This is a genomic window from Streptomyces sp. NPDC103540, from assembly GCF_055584445.1.
Genome location: NZ_JBVJMA010000002.1, coordinates 53,468 through 77,020 on the forward strand (window position 1 = coordinate 53,468; position 23,553 = coordinate 77,020).

Here is a 23,553-nt window from a genome sequence, read left to right on the forward strand (position 1 = left end):
GAAGGCGGGAGGATCGAGCAGACCGGCAACCCGTCCGCTCCCGCCCCGGAGGCACCGTGCCCCTGTCCGAAGCCGAACGTCAGTCCTTCCTGGCCGAGCCCCACATCGGCGCGCTCGCCGTCACCGACCCCCGACCCGAACGGGCCCCGCTGACCGTCCCCATCTGGTACGCCTACGATCCGGGCGGCGAGCTGTGGATCACCACCGGCCACGACTCCGCCAAGGCGCGCGCCCTCGCCGCGGCCGGCCGGTTCTCCCTGATGGTCGACCGGGTGGCGCCGACCGTGCGCTACGTGTCGGTGGAGGGCCCGGTGGTGTCGACCGAGCCGACCACCGAGGAGGAGAAGCGGTACATGGCCTCCCGCTACCTCCCTCCCCCGGCGGTGGAACCCTTCCTCCGCCTCGCGGAGCGGGAGCACGGCCCCCAGCTCACGATCCGGATGCGCCCCGCGCACTGGCTCTCGGCCGACCTCGGCGGCGCCTGAACCGGCGTCTGAACCGGCGCCCGGCCGGCCCCGGCCGTCAGACGTCGAGCGGGACCAGCGTGGCGAAGAAGGCGCGGACGTCGGCGACGAACGCCTCCGGCTGCTCCAGGGCGAGGAAGTTGCCGCCGTGCTCCAGCTCGCTCCAGTACGTGACGTTGTGGTCCCGCTCGGCGAAACGGCGGATGGCGACGTCGGTCTTCAGCGCGACGGCGACGCCGGTCGGGACGGTGCCGCGTTCCTTGGGGGCCCAGGCGTCCGCGTCGTGGCCCGCCTCGTAGTAGAGGTTCGCCGAGGAGCCGGCCGTACCGCTGAACCAGTAGACGCTGATGTTGGTCAGCAGGCGGTCACGGCCCACCGCGTCCTCGGGGAGTTCGGCGGCGGGGTCCGTCCACTCCTTGAACTTCTCGGCGATCCAGGCGAGCTGGCCCACCGGCGAGTCGTGCAGCCCGTAGGCGAGGGTCTGCGGGCGGGTGGACTGGATGGCGTTGAAGCCCATCTTGTCCTGGCGGAAGTCCTCCAGGCGCGCCAGTCGCTCCTGCTCGGCGGCCGTCAGCCCCTCGAATTCGGCGGGGTCCCCGGAGGGGAAGGTGATCAGACCGTTGACGTGGACGCCGATGACGCGGTCGGGCGCCCGGCGGCCCATCTCGGCGACGATCCAGGCCCCGCCGCCCGTGCCCTGCACCCCGTAACTCCCGTAGCCGAGGCGGCTCATCAGCTCGACGAACGCACTCGCGATGCGCCCCGTGTTCCAGCCTGCCTCCCAGAGCGGACCGGAGAAACCGGTGCCGGGCGTGGAGGTCACGATGACGTGGAAGTCCCGCGCCAGCGGGCGGATGACGTCCACGAACTGCACGAACGAGCAGGGCCAGTCGTGTACCAGGAGCAGCGGGACGGCGTCGGCCTTCGGCGAACGCACGTGCAGGAAGTGGATGTTCTGCCCGTCGATCTCGGTGGTGAACTGGGGGAACGCGTTGAGTTCCGCCTCCGCCGCGCGCCAATCGAAGCCGTCGGCCCAGTACGCGGCCAGGGCCTTGAGGTAGTCGGTGGGCACGCCCCGGCTCCAGCCGGTACCGGGGACCTCACCGCCCCAGCGGGTGCGCGCGAGCCGCTCGCGCAGGTCGTCGAGCTCCTGCTGCGCGATGTCGACGCGGAAGGGGTGGATCCGGGCTTCGGTGCTGCTGCTGGTCTCCATGGGCAAGACACTATGCTCGATATAGGCACGCAGCCTTCCTGATATTCCCCGAGACTCGGTCCCATGTCGGAAACCTCCGCGCGATTGCCGCGCCTGCCGTCCCTGTTGCAGACCCCGCGCTCCTGGCCCGGATCGGAGCCGGCCGAACGCCTGGGTGTGAGCGGACGGACCGTGCGCAACGACGTCGACCGGCTGCGCGAACGGGGCTACCCCGTCGACGCCATGCGCGGAGCCACGGGTGGCTGCGTCGGCTCGCGGACCGCTACGCGCGCGCCACACCACCGGCCGCCGGGACCGCGGCGCCGGGGTCGGATTCCCGTCGAGGCGGCGGGGACTGACGGGGCAGGGCGGCCCGGGGCGTCGCTCAGTGCCGGATCAGGCCGCCGACCGGGACGGGGGCGACGTGACCGCTCGCCGGAAGGGTCCGCTCCAGGGCGAGTCCGACGTCGACCAGCGAGGAACGCCGCAGGCCGGCGACATCGTGCAGCGGGGTCCAGACCGACTCGGCCGTCTCTCCGTTCGGCTCGGGCCGCAGCCGGCCGCCGGTGACGCGGACCCGGTAGAAGACGCCGACGTTCTGGTGCTCGGATCCGCCGGGCACCAGGCGCTCGGCCGCCGGGATCACCCGGGAGTCCACGCCGAGCAGTCGTTCGACGACCGACGCGTAGCCGGTTTCCTCGGCAACCTCCCGGACCACCGCGTCGAAGGGGTCCTCGCCGTGTTCGACCCCGCCGCCCGGCAGGGTCCAGGTGGGTTCGCCCTTCGGCGGCACGTGCCGGGCCAGCAGCACCTCGCCGCCCCTGACGCAGACGGCGTACGCCGCCAACCGGAAACTCATCCCCGCCCCTTCCGTCCGGCCGCCGCGACGAACGGGATCCGCGCGTCGCCGGGCCTCCTGCCGTTGCCCGCCACCGGTCCATGATCTCCGATGGCGGCGGACGGCGCGGGCCCCTCGGGCGGCGCGGTCCCTACTGGCCCACCCTGCCGTCGACGCACTCGCGCAGCAGGTCGGCGTGGCCGCAGTGGCGGGCGTACTCCTCGACCCGGTGGACCAGCAGCTCGCGGATCGAGATCCCGTCCTTGCCCACGCGCTCGCCCAGGTCCGGGTGCGCCGCGAGGGCGGCGTCGGTCAGGGCCTGCTCGCGCTCCAGGTCGGCGTACGAGGCGTCCACCACGGCCTGGTCCGCGACGGCGCCGTCGAAGTCGCCGTCGCGCACGCCGTACAGCTTGGGCAGCGGGTCCCCGTCGACGAGCCAGCTCTGCCAGTCGCGTTCCACCTCGGCGAGGTGGCGCACCAGGCCCAGGAGGGACATCGTCGACGGGGGGACGGAGCGGCGGGCCAGTTGTTCGGGGTTCAGGCCCTGGCACTTCATCAGCAGCGTCTTGCGGTAGTTCGTCAGGAAGTCCTGGAGCGTGGCGAGTTCGCCCTCGGGGGACTCCTCGCTCTCGCGGGGGTCGTCTGCCGGGTCGGTCCACATGTCGGGGTACACCGTGGCCTGGGTCCATCGTTCGGGTCGGTCGTTCATGATCCGGATGATCGTCGACGGCGGGCACGTCGCGCCACCTCATTCCCGCCCGTACCGCGACGTGCCGTCAGGGCGAACACGAGCGCCCCCAGGGCCAGGCAGATCCCGGCGAGCCACCACAGCAGGGTGTGGAACGCCGCGTCGTAGGAGCGCGATGCGGTGAGGGTGGTGAGCACGGAGCCGTACAGCGCCACCGCGACGGCCTCGCTGCCGAGCCTCAGGGTGTTGAGGAAGCCCGCGGCCATGCCCGCCTTCGCGGGGTCGACGAGCGCGAGGGCCTGCCCGTCGACCAGCCCCGCGCCCAGCGCCATGCCCGCCCCGGTGACGATCATCGGCAGGGCCACGACGGCCGCGGAGGCCTCGGGGCCGAAGAGGGTGAGCCCGAGGACGCCGACGACGAGGGCGGCGAGACTCGCGTGGATGACGCCGAGGGCGGGAACGCCCCGGGCCACCAACTTCGCGGCGAGCAGCGGGAAGACCAGCATCGGGGCGGTCAGCAGCAGCATCAGCAGCCCCGCGGCTCCGCTGCCGCGACCGGTCACGGTGGTGAGGTAGCTCGGCAGGTAGGTGAGCATCGTGACGAAGCCGAAGGATCCCGCGACCGGCACCAGGCAGAGCCCCAGGAACCGGCGGTCGCGCAGCAGGCCGAGGTCGAGGAGGGGATGGGCGCGCCGCTTCTCGACGGCGACGAAGACGATCAGCGCGGCAACGGATCCGGCGAACAGGCCGAGCACCCCCGCACTCCCCCAACCCCACTGCGAGCCCTGCACGATGGCCGTGGTCAGGAGCACCATGGCGGCGACGAATACTGCGGCGCCCGGAACGTCGACGGTCGCGGAGCCCGGCGCGGTGGCGGGCACGGCCCGCGCGACGATCGGCAGGGCGAGCAGGACGACGCCCAGCGCGACGGCGTGCAGGGCGAACACCCAGCGCCAGCCGACCGTCTGGAGGAGAGCACCGGACAGGGAGGGCCCGACCGCGATCCCCACGCCCGCGACGGTGCCGAACAGGGCGAAGGCCCTGGCGCGCCGCGGGCCCTCGTACACCGTGGACAGGATCGCGACGCCGCAGGAGAAGACCGCGGCTCCGCCGACGCCGGCCAGGGCGCGGGTCGCGTCCAACAGCAGGACGCCGGGAGCGAGCGCGCCCGCCAGGGAGGCGACGGCGTAGACGGCGACACCGGCCGCGAAGGCCCTGACCCGGCCGACGATGTCGGCGATCGAGCCCCAGACGAGGGTGCAGCAGGCGAAGGCGACGTTGAAGGCGTTCACCACCCACTGCAACGGGGCCTCGCCGGATCCGGTGTCGGCACCGATGTCGGGCAGCGCGACGGCGGTTCCCGAGATGGACATGGGGACGACGAAGACCGCGAGCAGGATGACGGCGAGGGGCAGCAGCGCCGGCTCGGGCGCCGACGGGGTCCGGCGCGCGGTCCCCGCGCCGGACCCCGAGGTGCGCTCGGCGAGGGACTTGGACGTGGGCTTGGGCATGGCGAAGGGACCCCCTGGGAGACGGTTAGGTTCGAGCAAGATCGAACCTGACTCTGACACGGCCCGGAGGTACGATGCAAGTAGAACCTCCATGCTCCGATCGAAGGACGAACCCGTGCCCGACGACGAAGGCCACCCCCGGACCGACGAGATGGACCTGCGCACGGTCCTGCACGCGCTCGCGGACCCGCTGCGCTTCGCGGTGATCGCCCGCTTCCTGGTCGAACCCGAGGACACCGCCCGCACCTGCGCCTACTTCCGGCTGCCGGTGTCCAAGTCGACGACCTCGCACCACTTCAGGGTGATGCGGGAGGCCGGCCTGCTGCGCATGATCGACAACGGCAACAGTCGGACGGCGACCCTGCGCAGGAGGGAGATCGACGCGCGCTTCCCGGGCCTGCTCGACCTGGTGCGCGCCGAGGAACCGCCCGCCGACCGGGACCGGTCGCCAGCGGAGGAGGACTGACGGTCGGACGACGGGCCCCGCGCGGCGCACCGACCACACGGCGGGGCACCGACCGCACGGCGGCGCACCGGCCGCCCCGTGTCAGCAGGCCGCGCCGGGCCCGGCGGCGGTCGCCCTGAGGAGGTCGCGCACCAGGTCGAAGTCGATCCGCTCGGGATTCCTGAAGCGCAGGCAGCCCTTGCCCATGTCCTGTCCGGCCAACCGCTGCGCGAAGGCGTCGCGGACGTCGCCGCGCATGAGGTGGAAGGAGACGTACTGCTTCTGACTGGCGAAGGCGATCTCGGCCGCGCCGTCCCGTTCGTAGACCGGCATGCCGTACGCCATCGCCTCGGTGAAGCCGGGCAGTTCCGCGCGGCACAGGTCCCGCAACCTCCCGAGGACCCGCCGCCGGGGCTCCGGCAGCTCCGCGAGGTATCCGTCCACGTCTTCCGCTTCGCTGCGCGCCACGCCGCGAGCCTACCGAGCCCGCCCCCTCCCCGCCCGCCGGTCCGACCTTCCGGCCGGGCCGTGAGGGCCTGCGAACGACGGACCGCGAACGACGGGCCACGAACGACGGACCGCCCGCCCCGCGCCCCGTGAGGGGCGGGGCGGGCGGTCTGCGGTGTCGAGACGTCCGGGGCGGGCGCCGCGCTCAGGCCTTGGCGGGCGCCACGGCCTCGGCGGACGGCTCGGAGTCCGCGGCCTCGACGGCCTCGGAGGCCTCGACGGCTCCGGCGGCCTCGGGGGCCTGCGCTTCGGCACCGGAGCGCGGGATGCGGTGCAGCCCCCGGCGGTCGTAGAGGCGGGCGACGGCGAAGCCGAAGACCAGGGCGGCCACCAGGGCGACGCCCATCGAGATCCAGGCGCGGGTCAGTCCCGCGTCGGCCTGGGCGCCGTAGTACAGCAGCGAGCGCAGGCCCTCGGTGATCTGGCGCAGCGGCTCGAACTCGGCGAGGCCGCGGAAGAACCCGGGCAGGGCCTGGAGGGGCACGGTGGCACCGGAGGAGGGGACCGCCATCGCGATGAAGACGATGGTGGCCACCAGCATGCCCGGGGTGCCGAAGGCGGCGAAGAGGGCCAGGCCGCCGATGCCGACGACGGCGATGGTGGCGACCGAGTAGAGCCACAGCAGGCCGAGGTGGGAGGCGTCCATGTCGAGGATGGCGACGGTGGAGACCTCGACCAGGGTGCCCATGACCAGCGACAGTCCGAGCATGAGGGTCATGCCGATGGCCAGGGTGCGGACGCGGCTGGTGTGCTGGACGGGTTCGCGCTTGCGGATGGGGCCGAAGTCGGCGTGCAGGTAGCCGAGCGCGGTGTCGACCTGCGAGTTCACGAGGTTGGCGCCGAGCAGGCCGCAGACGACTAGGACGAGGGCGTAGTAGAAGGCGCTCAGGCCCATGGCGCTGCGGGACCCCACGGGGTGGCCGTCGGCGACGGTCACGGTCACCGGGTCGGCCAGCTTCAGCTGCGCGGCGGCGGGGAGCGGGGTCTGCTGCGCGCCGGCCCGCTTCAGGAGTTCCTGGCCGATCCGCTCCGAGGCGGCGTGGGCGGCCTTCTGGGCGGCCTGGGAGGACATCGAGGAGCCGATGCTGCCGGCGGCCTGGTTGGTCAACACGGTCAGGGTCGGTGGGGTGGCCTTGCCCTGCCCGGCGGCCGGCGGGGCGGTGAGGCCGCCGATCGTGGCGGTGAAGTCCTCGGGGATGACGAGGGCGCCGAAGAGCTTGCCCTGACCGAGGCGCTTGTCGGCCTCCGCGCGGCTCACGACCTGCCAGTCGATGCTCTTGTCGTCCTTGGCGGCGTTGCGCACGCCCTCGACGACCTGGTCGCCGAAGTTGACGTGCCGGCCACCCGTGTCGGCGCCCCTGTCGCTGTTGACCACGGCCACGGGCAGGTCGCGCAGGTTCCCTCTGGGGTTGACGTTGCCGCCCACGTAGAGCAGGGCGAACATCATCGACACCACTGCGGCTATGAGGCCCGTACCGATCCACAGCTGGGGTCGGCGGAGCACGGAGGGGGGCGTGGGGTGAGGCATCGACTCTCCGGTGCGGCTGCGTTCCAGTAGCTGGATACTGAAGGTATCCAGCTACTGGATAGTGGCAGTATCTTGTGGAGGTGTCCAATCGCCGACGACGGCGGACGTCGACGGACGTCGGACGCGCGACCAGCAGGGAAGCGGCATGAAGATCTCGGAGCTCAGCCGGCGCACCGGCGTACCGGTCGCCAGCATCAAGTACTTCCGCCGGGAGGGCCTGTTGCCGGCCGGGCGCGCCACGGCGGCGACCCTCGCCGAGTACGGGGAGGAGCACGCGGACCGGCTGCGGCTGATCAAGGCGCTGACCACCCTCGGCGGGCTGTCCATCGCCGCCACGCGCGAGGTGCTCGGAGCCGTCGACCAGGCCCGCACCTCCGAGGGCGCGCTCGGGGCGGTCAGCTACTCCCTTCCGGTTCCGGTGACGGCCCAGCCCTCCGACGACCCCGAGGAGGAGGCCGAGGCCGACGCGGCCGCCGGCGCCGAGGTGGCGGACCTGCTCACCGCCCTGGACTGGCAGGCCCCCGGCACCTCGCCCCACGTGCGGGGGCTCACGACCGCGCTGAGGGAGCTGCGGCGCCTCGACGCGCCCTACGCCCCCGGCGAGCTGGCCGCGTACGCCCGGCTCGCCGAGTCGGTGGCCCGCCTGGACCTGGAGCGGGCGGCCGGCCTGGAGGATCCCGTGGCCCTGGCCGAGCGGGCGGTCATCGTGTTCGCGATCTGCGCGCCGGTCTTCGAGCTGCTGCGCCGCCTCGCCCAGGAGGACCAGGTCCGACGCCGCATCGCGGGCGGCGCCCCCGCCTGATCCCGGTCACGACGTCCCGGTCACGACGTCCCGGTCGGCCGGTGCGGACGGCCGGTCCGACCGACCGGGGCCCCGGCCCGGCGGCTGCGTACAATGCACGAATGATCTTCATTGTGGTGAAATTCTCCGTCAAGCCCGAATACGTCGACCAGTGGCCCGAGAAGGTCGCTCCCTTCACCGCCGCGACCCGCGCCGAGCCCGGGAACCTGTGGTTCGAGTGGTCCCGCAGCCTGGAGGAGCCGGACACCTACGTACTGGTCGAGGCCTTCCGGGACGACGCCGCCGAGGCGCACGTGACCTCCGAGCACTTCCGCGCCGCGCTGGAGACCATGCGGCCCCTGGTCACGCGCACGCCCGAGATCGTCAGCACCACCATCGAGGGCGCGACCGGCTGGAGCCGGATGGGCGAACTGCAGGTCGACTGAGCGCCGACCGGCTGCCGGCCGGTGGCCGACCGAGTGGTTCTGCCGGGGAGGTCGCCCGGGGTTAGCCTCGAAAGAGCCACGAAGGAGCACGAAGGAGATGGTGCTCATGTGCCGCTGGCTGGCCTACCACGGCTCACCCGTGCTCCTCGACACTCTGCTCTACCGACCGGAACACTCGCTGATCAACCAGAGCCTGCACGCCCGGATGGGGCTGGAGGCCACCAACGGCGACGGCTTCGGCGTCGGCTGGTACAGCGCGGACGGCGACGGCACCCCCGCGGTGTTCCGCGACGTCGGGCCCGCCTGGAACAACCGGAACCTGCGGGAGCTGGCGGCGCACGTGCGCTCCCCCCTGTTCCTGGCGCACGTGCGCGCCTCCACGGGTTCGGCGGTCCAGCAGACCAACTGCCATCCCTTCCGCCACGGACGGTGGCTGTGGATGCACAACGGAGCCATCGCGGACTTCAACCGGCTCCAGCGTGACCTGTGCGTGGCGGTGGACCCCGCTCTCTTCCCCTCGATGGAGGGGTCGACGGACTCGGAGGTGATGTTCTACCTCGCGGTGACGTTCGGCCTCGACCAGGACGTGCCGGGCGCGGTGGGGCGCATGGTCGGCTTCGTGGAGGAGCTCGGCGAGGTGCACGGGGTGGCCGAACCGCTCCAGATGACGGTCGCCGTCAGCGACGGGGCGCGGCTGTGGGTCTTCCGGTACTCCAGCCAGGGGAAGTCGCGCAGCCTCTTCTACAGCAACAAGGCCGAGACCGTCCGTCAGCTGTATCCGGAACTCGACTACCTGCGCCACGTCTCCGACGACACCCGCATCGTGGTCTCGGAACCCCTGGGGAACCTGCCGGGCGTCTGGAACGAGCTCCCGGAGGCGAGCTACGCCGTCATCCCCTCCGCTCCCGAGTGCGACTACCTGCCGTTCGAGGTGAGCACGCCCTGAACCGGCGGGGTCCGACCGCCGCCGCGAGGTCGCTTTCTTAACGCGACGTAAGATCTGCGGGCCGCGCGTTGTCCGCCGGCGTCGGCGGGCGCATGCTCTGGGCACTCCCCCATCCCCGGGGCCCTCCCCCTCCCCTGCCGGGGACTTCCCTCCGGAGGCGCCATGCCCTCGTCCGCCGCCGTGCCCGCGACACCGGTCCCCGAAGAGGACCGCAAGAGGCGCCGGCTCGCCCTGATCGGCGGGTCGCTCGGCAACCTCGTCGAGTGGTACGACTGGTTCGTCTACGCCAGCTTCGCGATCTACTTCGCCGACTCCTTCTTCCCCGGCGACAATCCGACGACGCAGCTGATGAACACGGCGGGCATCTTCGCCGTCGGCTTCCTCATGCGTCCCGTGGGCGGCTGGATCCTCGGACGGGCAGCCGACCGGCACGGGCGCAAGAGCGCGCTCACGCTCACGGTCACCATGATGTCGGTGGCCGCCCTGCTGATCGCCGTCGCCCCGACGTACGGTCAGGCCGGCTACTTCGGCGCGCTGGTACTGCTCCTGGCCCGTCTGCTCCAGGGCCTGAGCATCGGCGGCGAGTACGCGGCCAGCGCCACCTACCTCACCGAGGCCTCCGCCCGCGACCGGCGCGGTCTCGGCTCCTCGTTCCAGTACGTGTCCATGACCTGCGGCCAGCTCCTGGGCCTGGGGATCCTCATCACCATGCAACACACGCTCACCACGGACCAGTTGGAGAGCTGGGGCTGGCGCGTGCCGTTCCTGCTCGGGGCGTTGTTCGCGGTCGTGGTCTTCTGGATCCGCCGACGCCTCCAGGAGACCGACGCCTTCCGCGAGGAGTCCTCGCGGGAGGGCGCCGACGACGACGGCGCGCGCGGCACCCTCAAAGTCCTGTGGCAGCACCGGCGGCAGGCCGGGCTGGTCATGGCGCTGACCCTCGGCGGCACGGTGGCCTACTACACCTACACCACCTACCTCACCAAGTACCTGGTCGGCAGCGCCGGCATGGCCAAGACCACCGCCACCCTGGTCAGCTTCACCGCACTGGCGGTCTTCGCCGTGCTCCAGCCCTTCGCCGGGATGCTGTCCGACCGGATCGGCCGCCGCCCCCTGCTGATCACGTTCGCGGTGGGGTGCACCGTCGGCACCTACCCGATCATGTCCGCCCTGGGGACGGCCTCCTCGTACTGGTCCGCGCTGGGGCTGTCGCTGCTCGCCCTGGTCATCGTCACCGGCTACACCTCGATCAACGCCGCCGTGAAGGCCGAGCTGTTCCCGACCCGGGTGCGGGCCCTCGGGGTGGCGCTGCCCTACGCCGTCGCCAACGCGCTGTTCGGCGGCACGGCCGAGTACGTCGCCCTGTGGTTCAAGAGCGGCGGCCACGAGAAGCTGTTCTTCTGGTACGTGTCGGGGTGCGCGCTCGTCTCCCTCGTGACCTACGTGCTGATGCCCGACACCCGTGCCGTCGCCCTCAGCCGCGCGGAGGCGGAGGCCGACGAGCAGGACGCCGGGCACGACCCGCGGGAGCCGGCGAGCGCCGTGGAGGCGGCCCGCTGACCTCCGTCCCGCCACCGGTGCGGCCGTTCCCGTAGGCTGCCGCACCGGAACACCGGGCGAGGCGCCCGGTACGGGGACGGGGACGAGGGGGGACGGGCCGTGCACGCGCTTCTCGTCGAGGACGACGACCGCATGGCCCAGGCCCTGGGCACCGCCCTCACCCAACGGGGCCACACCGTGCGCCGCGTCGACCGCGCCCTGGACGCCCTGCTGCACCTGCGCGAGGCCCAGTTCGTCCTGCTGGACCTCGGACTGCCCGACCTGGACGGGCTCGAACTGCTGCGCCGGCTGCGGACCGTCTGCGACGCGCCGCTGATCGTGGTGACCGCGCGGTGCGAGGAGCGCGACATCGTGCAGGGCCTGCGGGCGGGCGCCGACGACTACGTCGTCAAGCCGTTCCGGATGGCCGAGTTGATGGCCCGCATCGACACCGTGCGCCGCCGCACCGCCCGCCGCACCGACCCCGCGAGCGACGCGGTGGGCGGTCCGGGCGCGGCGGGCTCCGGGCCGGGCAGGGCCCGTACCGTGTGCAGCGGGGACGTCGAGGTGGATCCGGCGGCCGTACCGTCACCGTGGCCGGACGCGAGGTCGCCTTGACGCGGCGGGAGTTCGACGTGCTGGCGTTCCTGGCCGTACGGCCGGACGAGGCGCGCTCCCGGGAGGAGATCCTGGACCGGATCTGGGGTGACGCCTTCCTCGGCAGCTCCCGCTCCCTGGACGTCCACGTGGCGGGCATCCGCGCCAAGACGGGCCGGCCCGACCTGGTGCGGACGGTGCGCGGCTTCGGCTACCGCCTCGGCCGCCCGCGGCCCCCGGCCGGGGACGCGGAGCGCGGGGCGCGGTGAGGCGCAGGCTCCTCGCCGTGCTGCTCGTCCTCATGGGGACGGCCACGCTGCTGCTGTGCGTACCGCTGGCCGAGTCCTACGCGCGCGGGCGGACCGAACACCTGCTGTTGCAACGGCGCTCGGAGGCGGTGCGGTTCGCGGACCTCGCCGAGCGGATGCGCACCCGGGCCGATCGCTGCGAGCTGTCCCGCGAGATCGACCGGTACGCGCAGCTGTACGGGGCCGAGGTGGTCGTCGTCGACACGGCGGGCGCGCCGCTGGCGCGGGCGGGCGGCGACGGCCGTGACGGCGCCGGCCCGGCGGGCGGGGCGACGGGCGGGGCGACGGGTGGCCCGGCGGGTGGAGCGACGGGTGGGGCGGCCCCGTCCGATGCGGTGGCCGAGGCCCGGGACCGCGCCCTCACCGGGCGCTCCACCGACCGGCTGCCGACGATCCGGCCCTGGGGGCCGCGCGAGGTCGTGCTGGCCGAACCGGTGGGCCGGGACGAGCGGGTGAGCGGGGCGGTGCTGTTGACCCTGCCCACCGCCACCGCCCGCGGGGACGTGTCCCTGCGCTGGGGCCTGCTCTGCGCGGGGGCGTTCGCCGCCTTCGCGGCCGCCGCCCTGGTGGCCGTCGGGATCGCCCGCTGGCTGCTGCGCCCCGTGCTCGAACTCGACCGGGCCGTGGAGGAGCTGGCCGCCGGGAGCTTCGGGGCGGCGCGTACGGACGCCGACACCGGTCCGCCCGAACTCCGGCGACTTCGGCGACACTTCGACGGCATGGCGCGGGCCGTCGCCGAATCCATCGGGCGCCAACGCGACTTCGTCGCCGACGCCTCCCACCAGTTGCGCAACCCGTTGGCCACGCTGGTGCTCCGGATGGAGAACGTCGAACCGTACGTCGCCCCGGGGCCGGGCCGCGGCGAGCACGCCCGCGCCCTGGAGGAGGCGGAGCGGCTGGAGGAGCTGCTGGACGGACTGTTGGCCCTCGCCCGGGTGGAGTCGGCCACGGCCGAGCTGCGGGAGCAGGACGTCGTACGGGCGGTACGGGAACGGGTGGCGGCCTGGGAGCCGGTGTTCCACGCCGCCGGACTGGAACTGGCGGTCGGCCCGGTCGCGGAGGACCCGGTGGTGCGGGCGCTGCCCGATGCCGTGGGGCGCGTCCTGGACGCCCTCCTCGACAACGCCGTGAAGTTCGTGCCGCCCGGCGGGCGGGTGGAGGTGTGCGTCGCGCGCGCCGCGTCCGGGGAGGTGGTCGTCCGGGTCCGGGACGACGGGCCGGGCGTGGCACCGGAGCAACTCCCCCTGTTGACACGGCGTTTCGCCAGGGCGCCGGAACACCAGAACGTACGGGGCACCGGCCTGGGGCTGGCCATCGCCGAGGAGATCGCCCGGATCGGCGGCGGCACCCTGAGCGCGGGAGCCGTCGCACCGCACGGGCTGTCCGTCGAACTGCGGCTGCCGCCCCTGTGAGGGATACCGGGCGCCGCCGTCCGGCGGGGCGGGGCGACGGCAGCGGCAGCGGCAGCGGCAGCGGCAGCGGCAGCGGCTCAGTCGTACACGGAGCGGTAGTGGGCGACCGCGCCCGGGTGCAGGGGCACCCGCCCGGTCGAGATGGCGAACCGGGGCTCCAGCCGGGCCCCGGCCGTGACCTCGCCCATCAGCTCGCGCCACCGGTCGAACACCACGCGCAGCAGCCCCCCGACGGCACCGTCCGGTACGTCGCTCCGGGCCAGGAGGTAGTTGCCGACCCCGACGGTGCCCACCGGTTCCGCCGGCCCGTACACCCCGGCGGGCAGGGTGACCGCGCTGTAGACGGGCCCGTAGCGCTCCCGCAGCGGACCGACGCGGTCGTCCAACGAAAGGAACCTCAGGGGGCGTTCGCGGGCCAGTGCGGCGAGGGCCGGGGTGGGTACGCCACCGGCCCAGAACAGCGCGTCGACGGAGCCCTCGCGCAGGGCGGTGACGGATTCGGCGAGTCCCAGGGCCCGCTCCCGGGGGGCTTCGGCGCCGCCCCGCCCGGGGTCGCGCAGGATCCGGCCGGCGACCACCTGGACTCCGGATCCCGCCGCGCCGGCGGCCACCGGACGGCCGGCGAGGGCGCCGACGTCGCGCACCGGGCCGTCGGCCGGCACGAGGAGGTGGGTGTAGTTCACGTAGACGCGGGCCAGCGCCGTCAGGGTGGTGAGGGGCGCCGTGAACGACTCCCGGCCCAGGGCCGCGTCCTCGGCCACGTCGGCCATGGCCAGGGCCAGTTCGACGGAGCCCTCGCGCAGCAGGCGCAGGTTGTCCACACTGGCGGCGGTGGTGACGGGCTCCAGCCGCACCCCCCGCCCGGAGGCGGCGACGGCCCGGGCCAGGGCCTTCCCGAAGGCGTTGTACGGGCCGCCCTCCGGCCCGGTGGCCAGCCGCAACGGCGGCCCGGGAGCCGCGCCGTCGGAGCATCCGGACAGCGCCCCGGCGAGGGCGGCGAGCCCGATGCCCAGGGCCGCGCGACGGCCCGTCCCCGCACGGTTCACGGCGACGCCCCGGTACGGGACGCGGCCCGGTCGTCGGGCGTCAGAGGGAGACCTCGGCCGCGCTCAGGCCGGCCTCGTCGCCCCAGACGAAGGTGAGGTCCCCGGCCTCGGCGAGGTGCCGCAGGCGGATCCTGACGGTCTCCACGGCCAGGGCGAGGGCCTGGAGGCCGTCGACCCCGTGGATCTCCGACACGGAGGATCCGTCCAGCCCCTCGACGCGGCAGGGGCACACCCAGTCGCCGCCCGGGGTCGGATCGGGGCGGGGCGTACCGACCTGGAGCGACACGGGGAACGACGATCCGTCGGGCGCGGTGGCGCGCAGATCGCGTCGGGCGACGATCTCGCCGATGTCCTGGGCTTCGGGCATGGGTTCTCGCTCCTGTGGTGCGTCTGCCACGATCACTGACTCCTCGCCACTCTAGGGGGCGCGAGGACGAAGCCCACGTGGCCGCCCCTTACGGGCGGAGGTCCGCCCCGTACGTCGGCGCGGGGCCGACGGTATGAGACCCGGTCCCGATCGGGCGTCCGGGACCGGGCGGGTCCGCGCGGGCGATACTGCTCGTGGTGGTCGCCCCGCGCCCGGGCCGGTGGCGACACCCCGTTGTCGATGCCTGCGAGGGGAGCCGTTCATGAGCACGGCGAAGGACCTGTTCATCATCGCCATGGAGCCGCGGAGTCAGGATCGCGTGGGGCAGGGCGATCTGTCGCTCGCGCTCGCGGGAGCCGAGCTGATCGACCTCATCGAGGCGCGGGCCGTCACCGTGGACGGCGACCGCATCGTGCCGGGCGAGCCGCCGGCGGACGCGTCGGCGGACGCGGCGGTCCCGGACGACGCCCTCCTCGGCGAGGCGGCTGCGGCTCTGGTCCGCGAGAAGCCGTACGAGCGGATCGAGGACTGGTTGTGGCGTCGGGGCCGCGACCTGTCCACCGCGTACCGGAAGGCGTCGGAGGAGGAGGGGCAGCTGCGCCGCAGGCGCGGCGGCCGGCTGCCCTTCGGCCCCGAGCACCTCGAGGTGGTGGACACGCCCGCCCGCCGCCGGGCCGAGGACCGCAAGGACCGGGGCGAGCCCGTCCTCACCGAACTCGCCTCCGCCGTGGGCGTCGACGGCGCCCGGTCCGCGAGCGGGAGCGAGGAGGAGGGCGGTACGGAGCCGGGCGCGGGCGCGGACCTCGGCGGCGAGGCGGTGACGACCGTGCTGGCCGTCGTCCACGACGCGGTGATGGAGCTGGAGGCGGTGCGCCGGCGGCGCAACATCGAGAACACGGCGTTCGCCAACATCTGGCGCGTGCCCTGAGCCGTCGCGGGAGCCCGCGGCGTGTCCGCGGGCCGTCGGCGGGGGCGGGCGGCGGCGCGCTGTCTACCGTGACGTCATGAACCCACGTAGAGCGCCCGCGACGGGCGGCCGGGAGGGCTACGGGATCAGGTGCGGGCGGCGGGCCGAGTCGGCCGCGATCTCCGCGCTCCTGGCCCGGGCCTTCGCGGACGATCCGGTCATGGGGTGGATGTTTCCCGAGCCGTCCGACCGCGAGCGCCGGATCGCCCGCTTCTTCGCGTTGCTCCAGCGCCAACAGCGGCCCCGGACCGGCGGTGTCCGGGTGGCCGCCACCGGCGGGGGTCGGCTGCTGGGGGCCGCGTTGTGGTCGGGGCCCGGCCGGTGGGCGCCGGCCGCGGTGCGCGAGCTGGCGACGCTGCCGCGCTACGCGTACGTGTTCGGCGTGGCCGGCCTGCGCCGGGCCGCCGACGTGGAGAACCACCTCCACGACGCCCACCCGACGGAGCCGCACTGGTACCTGCCGACCCTGGGGACCGAGCCCTCCGACCGGGGAACGGGCGTCGGCTCCGCCCTGCTGCGGGAGCAACTGGCCCACTGCGACCGGCTCGGCGAGGCCGCCTACCTGGAGTCCAGCAAGCCGTCCAACGTCCCCTTCTACGAGCGGTTCGGCTTCCGCGTGACCGGCGAGATCCGGCTCCCCGACGGCGGGCCGCCCCTGTGGCCCATGTGGCGCGAGCCCGGACACTGATCGGTCCGGCCCGGTCGGACTCAGATGATGTGGACGCGCTCCAGGGTGCCCGCGGCGTCACGGATCATCAGGTCGTGTCCCTTGGCGCGCTCCTGCTCGATGAACCCGAGCAGGAGCACGGCCCGGTTGATGACGTCGGACTTGCTGACGCCACTGGCCGCGACGAGTTCGGACACCACCGTCACGGCCGGCGGGCACAGGGTCACGGAGTAGCGCTCCGTATCGGGGTGGGGAGGCAGTTGGTCCACGGGTTTTCCTTTCCTCTGACTCATCGACGAGGCATCGCCGACGCAACACCGACGCATCACTGACGCATCGCTTCCGCACCAGAATCGCACGCCGATGGTGCGAAAGCGATGCGATTTCACGCGCCCCTCCCCGCACCGTCCGGGGGGGTGGCCGGAGCCCGCCGTCGTGTCAGTGGGTGCGCCTAGCGTGGCGGCATGATCTGGACCACCGCCTCTCAGGACATCCTCCCGACCGTGCCGCCGGTGCGGCGGATCGACGCCGCGCCGGACGGGCTCGCCGAGACCGTCGCGGCGACGGCGGACCACCTCGACTCCTGGACGCCCACCGTGGCGGAGTTCGAGCGCGTCCTCGACGGGCTCGTACGGCAGGCGCACCGTGACCGCGTCGCCCTCGTCGTCGCCCTCTGGGAGGCCGTGGGGCACCGCTACGTCGAGGAGGAGACGCAGGCGCACCGGCTCTTTGGGGTGGACGTCGTGGTGGCCACGCTGCTGTCGCGGGTACCGGGGTACAGCCTGCGGCCCGACCGCGTCCGGCGGTCGAAGGGGCACGAGGAGTGCGCGCAGGGCGGGCTGGAGCTGGTCCTCGCGGCCCGGATGCGCGAGATCGGGTACGCGCTGCTGTGCGGGCACCTCCTGCCGTTCCCGCTGGCGACGCCGACCTGGGACACGGGCGCCCTGGACGCGGCCGAGCTGGTCGAACGGCTCGCGGAGTACCGGCGCTCGGGCGCCCGACCGGGGCCCGTCGACTTCGGGCAGGCCCTGTTGCGGGTGCGCCGCCCCGATCCGGCGGCGGCGCGGGCCGCCGCGCGGCTGGGGACCGACGAGGGCGACCGGCTCGCCGCCTGGCTCGGCCCCGACGGCGGGCCGGGCGTCCCCGTACGCCGCGTCGTCGCACCCGATCCGGGGGCGCACCGGGCCTGGACCCGGGCGGGGACGACCGTGCCGCAGGTCGTCCTCGCCAGTGGTCGCCGTCCCCTCCTGCCGGCGCGGTTCCCGGAGGCCTTCCACTGGCTCGACCGACCGCACGAGGGTTTCACCCGCTGCTACCACTGGCACGCCGGGCACGCGATACGGGCGGCGGTGTTGCCCGAGGACCGGGACACCCAGGCCGGATGGCTGCTCCCCGGCGTGACGCTGGCCGCGACAGCCGGGGACCACGGGGGCTCCTGGATGCTGCCGCACCTCGCCCGCCTCGGCGGGCCCGCCGGGCCGGGGCTGCACGCCGCCGTGGCCGCGGGGCTGGGCGGCAGGTACCCGGACGACCGCGCCCCGGCCGTGGAGGCCCTGCTGGTGCTCGCCGCCCGGGGCGAACTCGACGTCGTGCTCCTCGGTCGCGAACTGGCCGCGATGGTGGCCCTGGGCACCGTCAAGCCCAACCGCCTCGCGGAAGCGGCCCGTTCGGCGGCGGCCTCGGGGGCGTACGCCACCGTGTGGGCGGTCCTCGCCGAGGTGCTGCCGGCGGTGCTGCCCTCGGTGCGGGGTGCGGGCGAGGTCCTGGCCGTGGCCGCCGACTGCGCGGAGCGCAGCGGAGCCAGGGGACCCGTACCGGCCGCGCTGGCCACCGCGGCGGCCCGCTCCGGCTCCTCCAGGACGGTCACCGAGGCCCGCCGCCTGCGGGCCGCGCTCACGGAGCCGCGCCCGTAGGCCGTGTCCGCGCCCGCCGCCGGCGGGGCGGGCCCGTCTCCGCGCGCGACCCCGGACGGGGGCATCTAGGCTCGAAGGGCGACCGCGCACCGTCAGGGGGGACCGTAACGGTGGGGAAGCGGAGGACTGCGTCATGACCGAGGCGAGCGAAGCGGACCGGGCCGACCACGCCCTGAAGGCCAAACACCGGGCGATGTGGGCCCTGGGCGACTATCCGTCCGTGGCCTCGAACGTCGTCGCGGAACTGGGCGACGTGCTGGTGCGGGAGTGCAACGTCCGGCGCGGGGACCGGGTCCTCGACGTCGCGGCCGGCTCCGGGAACGCGGCCATCCCCGCCGCCGCCCTGGGTGCCGACGTCATCGCCTCCGACCTCACCCCCGAGCTGATGGAGGTCGGACGGCGGCTCGCCGAGGAGCGTGGCGCGCGGCTGGAGTGGCGCGAGGCGGACGCCGAGTCGCTGCCTTTCGCGGACGGCGAGTTCGACACGGTGATGTCCTGCGTCGGCGTCATGTTCGCCCCCCACCACCAGCCCGCCGCCGACGAGCTGGTACGGGTCTGTCGCCCGGGCGGGACCATCGGGCTGATCAACTGGACCCCCGAGGGGTTCATCGGGCAGATGTTCAAGACGATGCGCCCCTACGCTCCCCCGCCGCCGCCCGGGGCCCAGCCCCCGCCGCTGTGGGGCGACCCGGAGCACGTGCACACCCTGCTCGGCGACCGGGTCACCGACGTCGACACCGACCGGCGGATGCTGCGCGTCGACCGGTTCGAGCGCCCCGAGGAGTTCCGCGAGTACTTCAAGGAGTGCTACGGGCCGACCATCGCGACGTACCGCGCCATCGCCGAGGACCCCGAGCGGGTGGCCGAACTGGACGGGGCCCTCGCGGACCTGGCCGCCCGACACCTCGACGGCGGGGCCATGGAGTGGGAGTACCTGCTGGTCACCGCGCACAGGACCGCCGCCTGACGCGAGCGAGCGCGCACACGCGCGCACGCCTGCGGCCCCGCCCGCGCCCCGGGCAGGGCCGTACGGGCGGTTCGGGGGCCGCCCGTACGGCGGGGATCGGCCGCGGACGCCCGCGACGGTGTGACGCTGGCCCGAACGTGTGCTGCGGTCGGGAGGAAGCGCTGTGCGGATGGGGATGCGCCGGGGACGTCGTGGGTCGTTGGCGTGGTCGGCCGTGCTGGTCGCGGCGGCCCTCGCCGTCGGGGCGGGGGCGGCCTCGGGCGACCCCCGGCCGGGCGGCGACGAGGGCCCCGGCGAGGCCCACCGGCGCGGCGTGGTCCGGGGCGCGGACGGGCCGCTCGCGGACGCCGAGGTCACCGTGTACGAGGCCGGCACCCGCTTCGGCGAGCGTCCGCGCCGGCTCGGCGCCGGCCGCACCGACGGCGGGGGCCGCTTCGACGTGGCGTACGCGCCGCCCCGCTCGCCGGGCGCGGTGCTGTACCTGACGGCGGACGCCCGCCCGACGCGGGGGCGGGCCGACGTCCGCGTCCCGGAGCCGCTCCCCGTGCGGTTCGCGGCGATGCTGACCGGCGCGCCGCACGGCGCGGAGCGGTCGGTGACCGTCACGGAGCGGACGACGGTCGCGGCCGGGTTCGCCCTGGCCCAGTTCACGCGGGAGGGCGCCTTCGCCGGCCCGTGGCCCGGCCCCCGCAACGCCGCCTCCGTGGCGCACAACCTGGCGGACGTCACCACCGGCGGGATCTCCCCCTTCCTCGCGGCCCCGCCCAACGGGGCGCTGACGTCGACCCTGCGCACGTTCAACTCGCTGGCCGACGCGGTCGCCGCGTGCACGACGACGCGGCGCGGCTGTACGGAGTTGTTCGACGCGGCCCGCGTCCCGGGCGCCGAGCGGCCCCGCGACACCCTCCAGGCGGTGGCGGACATCGCCCGCGCGCCGGGGACGCGGCCCGAGCGGGTCTTCGCCCTGGCGCGCCGCCACCCGGCGTACGGGCCCGCGCTGGACCGGGCCCCGGCGGCGTGGACGCTGGCCCTGCGCTACGAGGGCAACGGCAGGGAACTGGACGGGCCCGGGAACATCGCCTTCGACCGCGCCGGGGACGCCTGGGTCGTCAACAACTACACCTACGGCGCGGACCCCCGCGATCCGGTGTGCGGCGGCAGGCAGCTCCTGCGCCTGCGGCCCGACGGCCGGGACGCCGCCGGCGCCCCCTATTCCGGCGGAGGCCTCTACGGCGCCGGCTACGGGGTGGCCTTCGACCCCACCGGTGACCTGTGGGCGACGAACTTCGGCTTCCAGGGGCGGGGTTGCCCGCTGGACCCGGACCCGCTGTTCCGCAGCGTCTCGCGGTTCGACGCGCGGGGCAGGGCCCTGTCCCCTCCGCAGGGCCTGCGCCGGGGCGACTACGTACAGCCGCAGGGGGCGCTTTCCGGGCGGGACGGCACGCTGTGGGTGGCGAACTGCGGGAGCCGCAGCGTCACGCGGGTTCCCGTCGGGCACCCGGAGCGGGCCCGGAACCTGCCGGTCGGCGGCGGCGCGCTGGTGAAGCCGTTCGGGGTGTCGCTGGACGGACGGGGCCGGGCGTGGGTGACGGGCAACGGCAGCGACAGCGTGGCCGTGTTCGCCCCGGACGGGACGCTGGAGCGGACGGTGACCGGCGGCGGGCTCAGGCGCCCGCTCGGGATCGCCTCGGACAGCCGGGGCAACCAGTGGGTGTCGAACAGCGGCGCCGTGCCGGTGCCCTGTGAGGACGGGACCTCACAGCAGTTGGCGGACGCCGTGGGCCCGGCGGGCGGCCCGCCGGCGGACGGCGCCTCGGTGACGCTGATCGAACCGGACGGGCCGCCGGCGCCGCGCGCGTTCACCACCGGGAGCCTGACGCTGCCGTGGGGGATCGCCGTGGACGGCTCCGACACGGTGTGGGTGGCCGACTTCTCCGGGCAGCGCGTGACGCGACTGTGCGGGGTGCGGACCGAGGCCTGCCCGCCGGGGCACCGGACGGGGCAGCCGATCTCCCCCGCCGACGCCGGCTACGGGTTCGACGGGCTGGCGCGCAACACCGCCGTCCAGGTCGACCCGTCGGGCAACGTGTGGCTGACGAACAACTGGGAGCTGGTCCCGATCCAGACCAATCCCGGCGGGCGTCAGTTGGTGGTGTTCGTCGGTCTGGCCACGCCGGTCCGCACCCCGCTCGTCGGGCTGCCGCGAGGGCTCTGAGAGCCGCCGGGCCCCGGAACGCCGCAGCGCCGCGGGTCGGCGCTCAGCGGGTCGGCGCTCGGCGGTCCGGGGCTCAGCGGTCCGGCGCTCGGCGGTCCGGGGCGTGCGTCGGCAGGTGGAAGCCCACCTCCGCCCCTCCGTCCGGGACGGCGCGGGCGAAGACCGTCCCCCCGTCGGCGGTGACCAGGTCGTGGACGATCGCGAGGCCGAGGCCGGATCCGGCCGTGCCCTGCATGCCGGCGCCGCGGTGGAAGCGGTCGAAGACGGCCCGTTCCTCGCCCGGGGGGATCCCGGGCCCGTGGTCGCGCACCGACAGCCGCCCGTCCGCGACGTGGACGGTGACGGGCGTACCGGCCGGGCTGAACTTGTCCGCGTTGCTCAACAGGTTGTCCACGCAGCGTTGCAGCGCCCGCGAGCGGGCCCGGACGAGGACCGGACCGTCGGCGCCGGCCACGGTGACGGTACGGCCGGTGCGCTGTCGCCACCGTCGGGCGGCGTCCTCGGCCGCGACGGTCAGGTCGAGCGTCCCGGGCTCCTCCCCCGTGTAGCGGTCGGTGGCCAGTTCGACCAGCTCCCGTACGAGGTCGTCGAGGGCGACGGTCTCGGTGACGAGGGTGGCGAGGATCTGCTCCTCGTCCTCGGGGCCGAGCCGTCCCCGGGCCCGTTGCAGGAGTTCGGCACTGCCGCGCACCGAGGTGAGCGGGGTGCGCAGTTCGTGCCCGGCGTCCTGGACGAGCCGCTGCTGCTGGGCGCGGGAGCGGCGCAGCGCCCGCAGCATGGCGTCGAAGCTGTCGGTGAGTTGCCCGATCTCGTCGCCTCCGGCGGGCGGCAGCGGGGTGGAGAGGTCCTGGGTGGTGGTGATGGTGCGGGTGGCCCGTACGAGCCGGCCCACGGGGCGCAGGATCCGGCCGAGGGCGAGCCGGCTCAGGAGTGCCGCGACGCCGATGGCGGCGGCGGTGGTCCAGGTGATCCGCCACAGGAACACCTCCTCGAGGCGGACGGCTCCCTCGTAGCTCTGCGCGACCATCACGGCGCCACCGGCGGGCAGCGGTCGGGTGAGGACGCCGTACTCGGCGCCGTCGACGACGACGTCCTCCCTGCTGCTCCCGGAGCCGGTCCGGGCCACCTCCAGGGCGGCCGGGGCCACGGGCAGCGGGGCGGTCGGGCTCGCGGTCGGTGGTCCGACCCGCTCCGCGCTGCCGTCGGGGCGCACGATCTGCTCCGTGGTACCGGGCCGGAGGGGCGGGACGCGCCCCGCGTCGAGGAGGGCGACGACGGTGTCGGCGCGGTCCACCAGGCCGCGTTCGAGCTCGTCGGCGACGACCTCGCTGACGTTGCGGAACGACAGGAAGGCGGAGAGGGCGATGGCGAACGCGGCGGCCGCCACGACCACACACATGATCTTCGTACGGAGCATCAGGCCGGCCGGATCGTGAAGCCGACGTTGCGCACGGTGTGGATGAGCCGCGGCGAGCCGCACTCCTCCGTCTTGCGCCTCAGGTAGCCGATGTACACGTCGAGGGAGCGGGAGGTGGTGTCGAAGTCGAATCCCCATATCCTTTCGTAGATCCGGGTGCGGGTCAGGACCACCCCCGGGTGGCCCAGCAGGAGTTCCAGCACGTCGAACTCGGTCTTCGTCAGGTCCAGCGGCCGCGCCCCGCGCCGCACCTCGCGGGTGGCCCGGTCCAGCGCCAGGTCCGCCACCGTGAGGAGTTCGTCGGCGCCCGCGGCGGCCGGGGGCTCGGAGCGGCGCAGCAACGCGCGGATGCGGGCGAGGAGTTCCTCGGTGGCGAACGGCTTGGCCAGGTAGTCGTCGGCTCCGGCGTCCAGACCGGCCACGCGGTCGCCGATCTGGTCGCGGGCCGTGAGGACCAGCAGCGGGAGCCGCTCCCCGCGCCGGCGCAGGGTCCGGCACAGGGCCAGGCCGTCCATGCCCGGCATGACCACGTCGACCAGGGCCAGGTCCGGTTCCTCGTGGTCGAGCAGGGCCAGCGCCGCGAGCCCGTCGGGGGCCTGGAGGACGCGGTAGCCCTCGAAGCGCAGGAGTTGGTCGAGGGTGCTGCGTACGCCGGGGTCGTCCTCGACGACCAGGACCGTGCGGCGGGGCGTGATCACGTCTGTCATGTGATCATCCTGGCGCGTGCGCGGCCCGGACCCCGACCGGCACCCGTCCGATCGTCGGATCGGCACGGGGCGGGCGGGGTCGGGG

At 74.5% G+C, this 23,553-nt stretch carries 23 protein-coding genes and 2 pseudogenes; 14 read left to right on the forward strand and 11 right to left on the reverse strand.

The genetic code is table 11. From position 1 onward, the window contains the following. The first annotated feature begins 56 nt into the window (after nt 1-56). The gene (locus ACZ6ZI_RS04870) at nt 57-485 is read left to right on the forward strand and encodes a pyridoxamine 5'-phosphate oxidase family protein (protein ID WP_469516013.1); all 429 of its coding nucleotides are present in this window, start codon (nt 57-59) and stop codon (nt 483-485) included. 37 nt (nt 486-522) lie between these two features. Here ACZ6ZI_RS04870 and ACZ6ZI_RS04875 read toward each other — a convergent pair whose 3' ends face one another. After that, entirely contained in the window at nt 523-1,677 is a 1,155-nt protein-coding gene (locus tag ACZ6ZI_RS04875) for an epoxide hydrolase family protein (protein WP_469516015.1), read from the reverse strand. A 63-nt stretch (nt 1,678-1,740) separates the two neighbouring features. Between ACZ6ZI_RS04875 and ACZ6ZI_RS04880 the strand changes: the two are divergent. Then, nucleotides 1,741-1,920: pseudogene (locus tag ACZ6ZI_RS04880) on the forward strand (HTH domain-containing protein); the annotation flags it as partial. 121 nt (nt 1,921-2,041) lie between these two features. On the opposite strand, the gene ACZ6ZI_RS04885 reads toward ACZ6ZI_RS04880, so the two are convergent. The 3 genes from ACZ6ZI_RS04885 to ACZ6ZI_RS04895 all read right to left on the reverse strand — a co-directional run bounded on the left by ACZ6ZI_RS04885 (nt 2,042) and on the right by ACZ6ZI_RS04895 (nt 4,693). Further along, the gene (locus ACZ6ZI_RS04885) at nt 2,042-2,515 is read right to left on the reverse strand and encodes an NUDIX hydrolase (protein ID WP_469516019.1); all 474 of its coding nucleotides are present in this window, start codon (nt 2,513-2,515) and stop codon (nt 2,042-2,044) included. Between the two features lie 130 nt (nt 2,516-2,645). Continuing rightward, on the reverse strand, nt 2,646-3,203 hold the full coding sequence (locus ACZ6ZI_RS04890; protein ID WP_469516021.1) for a DinB family protein: 558 nt from the start codon (nt 3,201-3,203) through the stop codon (nt 2,646-2,648). Beyond that, nucleotides 3,200-4,693 (reverse strand): MFS transporter, encoded by a 1,494-nt coding sequence (locus ACZ6ZI_RS04895; protein WP_469516024.1) that lies wholly within the window; start codon nt 4,691-4,693, stop codon nt 3,200-3,202. The genes ACZ6ZI_RS04890 and ACZ6ZI_RS04895 overlap by 4 nt, the downstream gene beginning before the upstream one ends. Nucleotides 4,694-4,784: 91 nt before the next feature. Here ACZ6ZI_RS04895 and ACZ6ZI_RS04900 point away from each other — a divergent pair, with 91 nt between their 5' ends. Further along, complete coding sequence (locus ACZ6ZI_RS04900) at nt 4,785-5,159, forward strand: ArsR/SmtB family transcription factor (RefSeq protein WP_469516027.1); 375 nt, start codon at nt 4,785-4,787, stop codon at nt 5,157-5,159. 81 nt (nt 5,160-5,240) lie between these two features. Here ACZ6ZI_RS04900 and ACZ6ZI_RS04905 read toward each other — a convergent pair whose 3' ends face one another. Together ACZ6ZI_RS04905 and ACZ6ZI_RS04910 are read right to left on the reverse strand one after the other, a co-directional pair. Next, the gene (locus tag ACZ6ZI_RS04905) at nt 5,241-5,606 is read right to left on the reverse strand and encodes an iron chaperone (protein WP_469516029.1); all 366 of its coding nucleotides are present in this window, start codon (nt 5,604-5,606) and stop codon (nt 5,241-5,243) included. Between the two features lie 184 nt (nt 5,607-5,790). After that, on the reverse strand, nt 5,791-7,173 hold the full coding sequence (locus ACZ6ZI_RS04910) for a DUF3533 domain-containing protein (RefSeq protein ID WP_469516032.1): 1,383 nt from the start codon (nt 7,171-7,173) through the stop codon (nt 5,791-5,793). Between the two features lie 145 nt (nt 7,174-7,318). On the opposite strand from ACZ6ZI_RS04910, the gene ACZ6ZI_RS04915 reads away from it, so the two are divergent. The 6 genes and pseudogenes from ACZ6ZI_RS04915 (at nt 7,319) to ACZ6ZI_RS04940 (ending at nt 13,202) form a co-directional block, all read left to right on the forward strand. Continuing rightward, nucleotides 7,319-7,975: a MerR family transcriptional regulator gene (locus tag ACZ6ZI_RS04915; RefSeq protein ID WP_469516035.1), complete on the forward strand. Its 657-nt coding sequence runs from the start codon at nt 7,319-7,321 to the stop codon at nt 7,973-7,975. 101 nt (nt 7,976-8,076) lie between these two features. Beyond that, the gene (locus ACZ6ZI_RS04920; RefSeq protein ID WP_469516039.1) at nt 8,077-8,400 is read left to right on the forward strand and encodes a putative quinol monooxygenase; all 324 of its coding nucleotides are present in this window, start codon (nt 8,077-8,079) and stop codon (nt 8,398-8,400) included. Between the two features lie 106 nt (nt 8,401-8,506). After that, nucleotides 8,507-9,346: a class II glutamine amidotransferase gene (locus ACZ6ZI_RS04925; protein WP_469517620.1), complete on the forward strand. Its 840-nt coding sequence runs from the start codon at nt 8,507-8,509 to the stop codon at nt 9,344-9,346. Nucleotides 9,347-9,508: 162 nt separating this feature from the next. After that, on the forward strand, nt 9,509-10,906 hold the full coding sequence (locus tag ACZ6ZI_RS04930) for an MFS transporter (protein ID WP_469516042.1): 1,398 nt from the start codon (nt 9,509-9,511) through the stop codon (nt 10,904-10,906). Between the two features lie 99 nt (nt 10,907-11,005). Next, nucleotides 11,006-11,751, forward strand: a pseudogene (locus ACZ6ZI_RS04935) (response regulator transcription factor). Further along, entirely contained in the window at nt 11,748-13,202 is a 1,455-nt protein-coding gene (locus ACZ6ZI_RS04940; protein ID WP_469516045.1) for a sensor histidine kinase, read from the forward strand. Before ACZ6ZI_RS04935 ends, ACZ6ZI_RS04940 begins: the two are co-directional and overlap by 4 nt. Before the next feature lie 77 nt (nt 13,203-13,279). Here ACZ6ZI_RS04940 and ACZ6ZI_RS04945 read toward each other — a convergent pair whose 3' ends face one another. Beyond that, complete coding sequence (locus ACZ6ZI_RS04945; protein ID WP_469516049.1) at nt 13,280-14,248, reverse strand: TAXI family TRAP transporter solute-binding subunit; 969 nt, start codon at nt 14,246-14,248, stop codon at nt 13,280-13,282. A gap of 40 nt (nt 14,249-14,288) precedes the next feature. Beyond that, nucleotides 14,289-14,615, reverse strand: coding sequence for a DUF6968 family protein (locus ACZ6ZI_RS04950; protein ID WP_469516052.1), 327 nt, complete (start codon nt 14,613-14,615; stop codon nt 14,289-14,291). Nucleotides 14,616-14,877: 262 nt separating this feature from the next. Between ACZ6ZI_RS04950 and ACZ6ZI_RS04955 the strand changes: the two genes are divergently transcribed. Then, a complete protein-coding gene (locus ACZ6ZI_RS04955; protein WP_469516054.1) occupies nt 14,878-15,543 on the forward strand; it encodes a GPP34 family phosphoprotein in 666 nt (221 codons plus the stop codon). Between the two features lie 76 nt (nt 15,544-15,619). After that, nucleotides 15,620-16,270, forward strand: a complete 651-nt coding sequence (locus tag ACZ6ZI_RS04960; protein WP_469516057.1) for a GNAT family N-acetyltransferase — start codon at nt 15,620-15,622, stop codon at nt 16,268-16,270. 20 nt (nt 16,271-16,290) lie between these two features. Here ACZ6ZI_RS04960 and ACZ6ZI_RS04965 read toward each other — a convergent pair whose 3' ends face one another. Beyond that, entirely contained in the window at nt 16,291-16,518 is a 228-nt protein-coding gene (locus tag ACZ6ZI_RS04965) for a hypothetical protein (protein ID WP_469516060.1), read from the reverse strand. A gap of 195 nt (nt 16,519-16,713) precedes the next feature. Here ACZ6ZI_RS04965 and ACZ6ZI_RS04970 point away from each other — a divergent pair, with 195 nt between their 5' ends. The 3 genes from ACZ6ZI_RS04970 to ACZ6ZI_RS04980 all read left to right on the forward strand — a co-directional run bounded on the left by ACZ6ZI_RS04970 (nt 16,714) and on the right by ACZ6ZI_RS04980 (nt 21,344). Next, nucleotides 16,714-18,162: a DUF7824 domain-containing protein gene (locus ACZ6ZI_RS04970; protein ID WP_469516063.1), complete on the forward strand. Its 1,449-nt coding sequence runs from the start codon at nt 16,714-16,716 to the stop codon at nt 18,160-18,162. A gap of 133 nt (nt 18,163-18,295) precedes the next feature. Then, nucleotides 18,296-19,129 carry a class I SAM-dependent methyltransferase gene (locus ACZ6ZI_RS04975; RefSeq protein WP_469516066.1) on the forward strand — a complete coding sequence of 278 codons (834 nt, stop codon included), beginning with the start codon at nt 18,296-18,298 and terminating at the stop codon, nt 19,127-19,129. Between the two features lie 169 nt (nt 19,130-19,298). Next, a complete protein-coding gene (locus ACZ6ZI_RS04980; RefSeq protein WP_469516070.1) occupies nt 19,299-21,344 on the forward strand; it encodes an NHL repeat-containing protein in 2,046 nt (681 codons plus the stop codon). 73 nt (nt 21,345-21,417) lie between these two features. Here ACZ6ZI_RS04980 and ACZ6ZI_RS04985 read toward each other — a convergent pair whose 3' ends face one another. Both ACZ6ZI_RS04985 and ACZ6ZI_RS04990 read right to left on the reverse strand, forming a co-directional pair. Continuing rightward, a complete protein-coding gene (locus tag ACZ6ZI_RS04985) occupies nt 21,418-22,761 on the reverse strand; it encodes a HAMP domain-containing sensor histidine kinase (protein WP_469516073.1) in 1,344 nt (447 codons plus the stop codon). Next, on the reverse strand, nt 22,761-23,468 hold the full coding sequence (locus ACZ6ZI_RS04990; RefSeq protein WP_469516077.1) for a response regulator transcription factor: 708 nt from the start codon (nt 23,466-23,468) through the stop codon (nt 22,761-22,763). Before ACZ6ZI_RS04990 ends, ACZ6ZI_RS04985 begins: the two co-directional genes overlap by 1 nt. Nucleotides 23,469-23,553: the final 85 nt, after the last annotated feature.